The organism is Betaproteobacteria bacterium, assembly GCA_016791345.1.
In the GTDB taxonomy this organism is placed as follows: Bacteria; Pseudomonadota; Gammaproteobacteria; order Burkholderiales; family JAEUMW01; genus JAEUMW01.
Map to the genome: position 1 here is coordinate 1 of JAEUMW010000370.1, position 3,885 is coordinate 3,885.

Below are 3,885 nucleotides of genomic sequence, written 5' to 3' on the forward strand. Positions count from 1 at the left end.
TCTAGGATCGGCGCGCCGATGGAAGTGATCACCACGGTTGCGGCGCTCCGTGCGCGGCTTGGCTCCAGTCCCGGGGTCGCCTTCGTGCCGACCATGGGCAATCTGCACGAAGGACATCTGGACCTCGTACGCATCGCGCGCGACCACGGCCAGCGCGTGGTCGTGAGCATCTTCGTGAACCGCCTGCAGTTCGGCCCGACAGAGGATTTCGACCGCTATCCGCGCACGCTCAATGCCGATCTCGCACGACTCGCCCCCCTCGGAGTCGATGTGATATTCGCGCCAAACGAGCGCGAGCTCTATCCCGTGCCCCAGCAGTTCTTCGTCGAGCCGCCGCCGATTGCGAGCGATCTGTGCGGTGCCCACCGCCCGGGACATTTCCGCGGTATGGCCACGGTGGTGCTCAAGCTCTTCAACGCCGTGCAACCGGCGCTCGCGGTGTTCGGAAAGAAGGACTATCAGCAGCTCTTCATCATCCGTTCGATGGTCGAGCAACTGAACCTGCCGGTGCGCATCCTGGCCGGGGAGACGCGACGCGAGCCGGACGGGCTCGCCATGAGCTCGCGCAACCAGTATCTGGCGCCGGCCGATCGCATCCGCGCGACCGCCTTGTCGCAGGCACTCGCCCGGGCGAAGGCGGCCATCGAAGGCGGGCGTTCGGATTACGCGGCGATCGCGGCGGAAGCCCGCGAATTTCTTGACAGCCAGGGGTTCCGTGTGGATTATGTTGCGGCGCGAAAATGCAGCGACCTGCTGCCGCCGAAAGCGGGGGAAAAGCCGCTGGTGGTGCTGGCGGCTGCGTGGCTGGGGGCCACCCGGCTGATCGACAACATGGAAGCTTGTATCGCGGCGTGATGTCGATATAATCGGCGTCCCGCTTGGGGGTCTGGCTTGGGCGCAGACCTTGGGAGACATTGATGCCCCTTCACCGTCCGGAGGGTTTCTGAACATGCAACGAACCATGTTGAAGGCGAAGCTGCACCGGGTGACGACAACCCACGCCGAGCTCAATTACGAAGGTTCCTGTGCAATCGACGAGAATCTGCTTGACGCGGCGGACATCCGTGAGTTCGAGCAGATCGACATCTACAACATCGCGAACGGCGAGCGGTTCACGACCTATGCGATCCGCGCCCAGCGCGGTTCCGGGACCATCTCGATCAACGGGGCGGCGGCGCGCAAGGCGTGCCCGGGCGACCTGCTGATCATCGCGTCCTTCGCTTCGTACACCGAGCTCGAACTGCAGAAGTATCATCCGAAGCTCGTCTACGTGGACGCCGACAACCGCATCGTCGACAAGCGGGGCAGCATCCCGGTGCAGGCCGCGTAGTCGCTCACCGCTTCCCTCCGAAGGCAGCGCCACGGCGCTGCCTTTCGTTTTTTCGCGCACCGGATGACTCCGGTGGCGGACCCGAACGGACCGGCTGTTGCGCCGCGTCATCCGCTTGGCATGTTCGCGTGCTTGCGCGCCATGTGCGAACGGCAGACAATGCCGCCGATATCGGGGCAGGACCCGCTGCCGCTTGAGAGACCCGCCCAGAAAAACAACACGCAATACCGAAGGAGGGTTTTTGATGGCGCTCGGCATCATCGGCATTATCGTCTCGCTCGGGCTGCTGATCTTTCTGGCCTATCGCGGCTGGAACGTGATCATGATTGCACCCGCCTGCGCAGCGGTCGCACTTCTGTTCAGCTGGGGCGAATCGCCGCTGCTCGCGACCTACACGCAGATCTTCATGCCCGCCCTGGGCACCTATTTCGCCAAGTTCTTCCCGCTCTTCATGCTCGGTGCCATCTTCGGCAAGCTCATGGACGACTCGGGCTCGGCGCGCGCGATCGCGCACAAGATCGTCGGCTGGGTCGGCAAGGATCGGTCGATGCTCGCGGTGGTGCTTGCCTGCGCGCTCTTGACCTATGGCGGGGTATCGCTCTTCGTCGTCGCGTTCTCGGTGTACCCGATCGCGGTGTCCCTGTTCCGTGATGCCGGGATTCCGAAGCGTTTCATTCCCGCCTGCATCGGGCTCGGCTCGTTCACCTTCACGATGACTGCGCTGCCGGGGACACCGGCGATCCAGAACGCCATTCCGATTCCCTTCTTCGGCACCAACAGCTTCGCCGCGCCGGGGCTTGGCATCATCGCGTCGATCTGGATGTTCGGCTTCGGCATGCTGTGGCTCAATCGACGCGCCGCGAGCGCGAAGGCGAAGGGCGAGGGTTACGGCGATCACAAGGAAGAGATCGCCGCCGTGGACGAAAGCCATCTTCCGAGCTTCGTCGTGGCGCTGATTCCGATCCTGCTTGTGCTCGGCCTCAACTACGTGTTCACGGCGTATGTCTTTCCGGCCATGGACACGACTTATCTCGCCACCGACAAGTTCAAGAAGATTCCGCTCTCCGCAGTGCTCGGCATCTGGTCGATCATCGCGGCCATGGTGATCGCGGTGGTGGTGGTGATCGTCCTCAACAAGAGCCGCTTGAAGAACGTCGTCGACACCCTGAACAAGGGGACGATGGGTTCGCTCTTGCCGATGGCAAACGTCGCCTCAGAGGTGGCGTACGGCGCGGTGATCGCCAGCCTTGCCGCATTCGCCGTCGTGCGCGAAGCCCTCAAGGCGGTCAGCCCCGATCCGGTGGTGTCGCTCTGGGTGGTGGTCACGGTGCTCGCCGGCATGACCGGCTCGGCTTCCGGCGGCATGAGCCTCGCGCTCGGCGCGATGGGCGAGTACTACGCGCAGGCCGCGCACGCCGCCGGCATCAACCCGCAGATCATGCACCGCATGGCGGCGCTGGGCTCGGCGGCAATGGACATCCTGCCGCACAACGGTGCGGTCATCACCCTGCTCGCGATCTGCAGCCTCACCCACAAGGAGTCGTACTACGATCTTTTCATGGTGGGCTCGCTGTCGGCCTTCACCTCGAGCATCCTGGTGCTCGTGGTCTACGAGATGTTCGGCGTTTTCTAGAGGGCAGGAAGCGATCATGCGCCTCATCGTCCTGGTTGCGGCGGTGCTGCTCTCTGCGTCGGTCCGCGCAGACCAGATGCGGCTGCTTGCCGCGGAACTGCCTCCTTACACCTTTCAAGTGCCGTCTGTTTCGGTCTCCGAATTTCCGGGTCCGGGTCGGGGCGTCGTCTACGACGTCGTGCAGGCGATGGCGAAGCGTGCCGGGCACACGGGCGCCATCGAGTTCATGCCGTGGCGCCATGCCCAGCAGATCGCTATGACCGAACCGAACATCGGCATCCTGGCGTTGACCCGGACCCCGGAGCGCGAGGAGAACTACCGCTGGATCGTGAAGATCCTCACCGACGATCTGGTGCTGGTCGGCGGCCGCGGGGTCGATGTCTCCAGCCTGGAAAAGGTGAAGGACCGGCCCACCGGGGTGCTGCTGCGAAGCGGTGCGGAAGCTCTGCTCAAGGAAAAGGGCTTCACCCGCATCGAACCCGCGCCCGAGGAGTGGATGAACGCACGCAAGCTGCGCGAGCGGCGCATCGATGCCTGGCTTGCGCCGCGGCTGATGGTGATCTACGCCTGGCGCGAGGTCGGCGGTGATCCGCTGAGTCTCGACATCGGTGCCATCGTGCGTCCGAGCGAGATCTGGTTCGCCGGGTCGAAGTCGCTGCCGAACGCGGAAGTCGAAAAATGGCAAAAGGCCTTCGAGGAAATCCGCGCCGACGGCACTTATGAGCGGATCCTCGCCGAGTACAACCGCCTGAAGATCGTGCCGGTTCCGGACGAGCTTCGCCGTCGGGACCACGAAACGATCTGGGCCTATTGAAGGAACGGGGATGAGCGCGTACACCCACATCCTGGTGGCGGCGGACCTCGCCGTCGACCATGAGAAAGTCCTGCCAAGGGCGACGCAGCTGGCCCGCACGTTCGGCGC

General features: G+C 64.1%; 4 protein-coding genes. All 4 read left to right on the forward strand.

The genetic code is table 11. The features are described 5' to 3' along the window. Positions 1-18: 18 nt before the first annotated feature. The 4 genes from JNK68_14455 to JNK68_14470 all read left to right on the forward strand — a co-directional run bounded on the left by JNK68_14455 (position 19) and on the right by JNK68_14470 (position 3,777). Positions 19-855 carry a pantoate--beta-alanine ligase gene (locus JNK68_14455; protein MBL8541545.1) on the forward strand — a complete coding sequence of 279 codons (837 nt, stop codon included), beginning with the start codon at positions 19-21 and terminating at the stop codon, positions 853-855. A 94-nt stretch (positions 856-949) separates the two neighbouring features. Next, positions 950-1,330: an aspartate 1-decarboxylase gene (locus tag JNK68_14460; GenBank protein MBL8541546.1), complete on the forward strand. Its 381-nt coding sequence runs from the start codon at positions 950-952 to the stop codon at positions 1,328-1,330. A 244-nt stretch (positions 1,331-1,574) separates the two neighbouring features. Next, positions 1,575-2,963, forward strand: coding sequence for a GntP family permease (locus tag JNK68_14465; protein MBL8541547.1), 1,389 nt, complete (start codon positions 1,575-1,577; stop codon positions 2,961-2,963). Between the two features lie 16 nt (positions 2,964-2,979). Beyond that, the gene (locus JNK68_14470) at positions 2,980-3,777 is read left to right on the forward strand and encodes a transporter substrate-binding domain-containing protein (GenBank protein ID MBL8541548.1); all 798 of its coding nucleotides are present in this window, start codon (positions 2,980-2,982) and stop codon (positions 3,775-3,777) included. Positions 3,778-3,885: the final 108 nt, after the last annotated feature.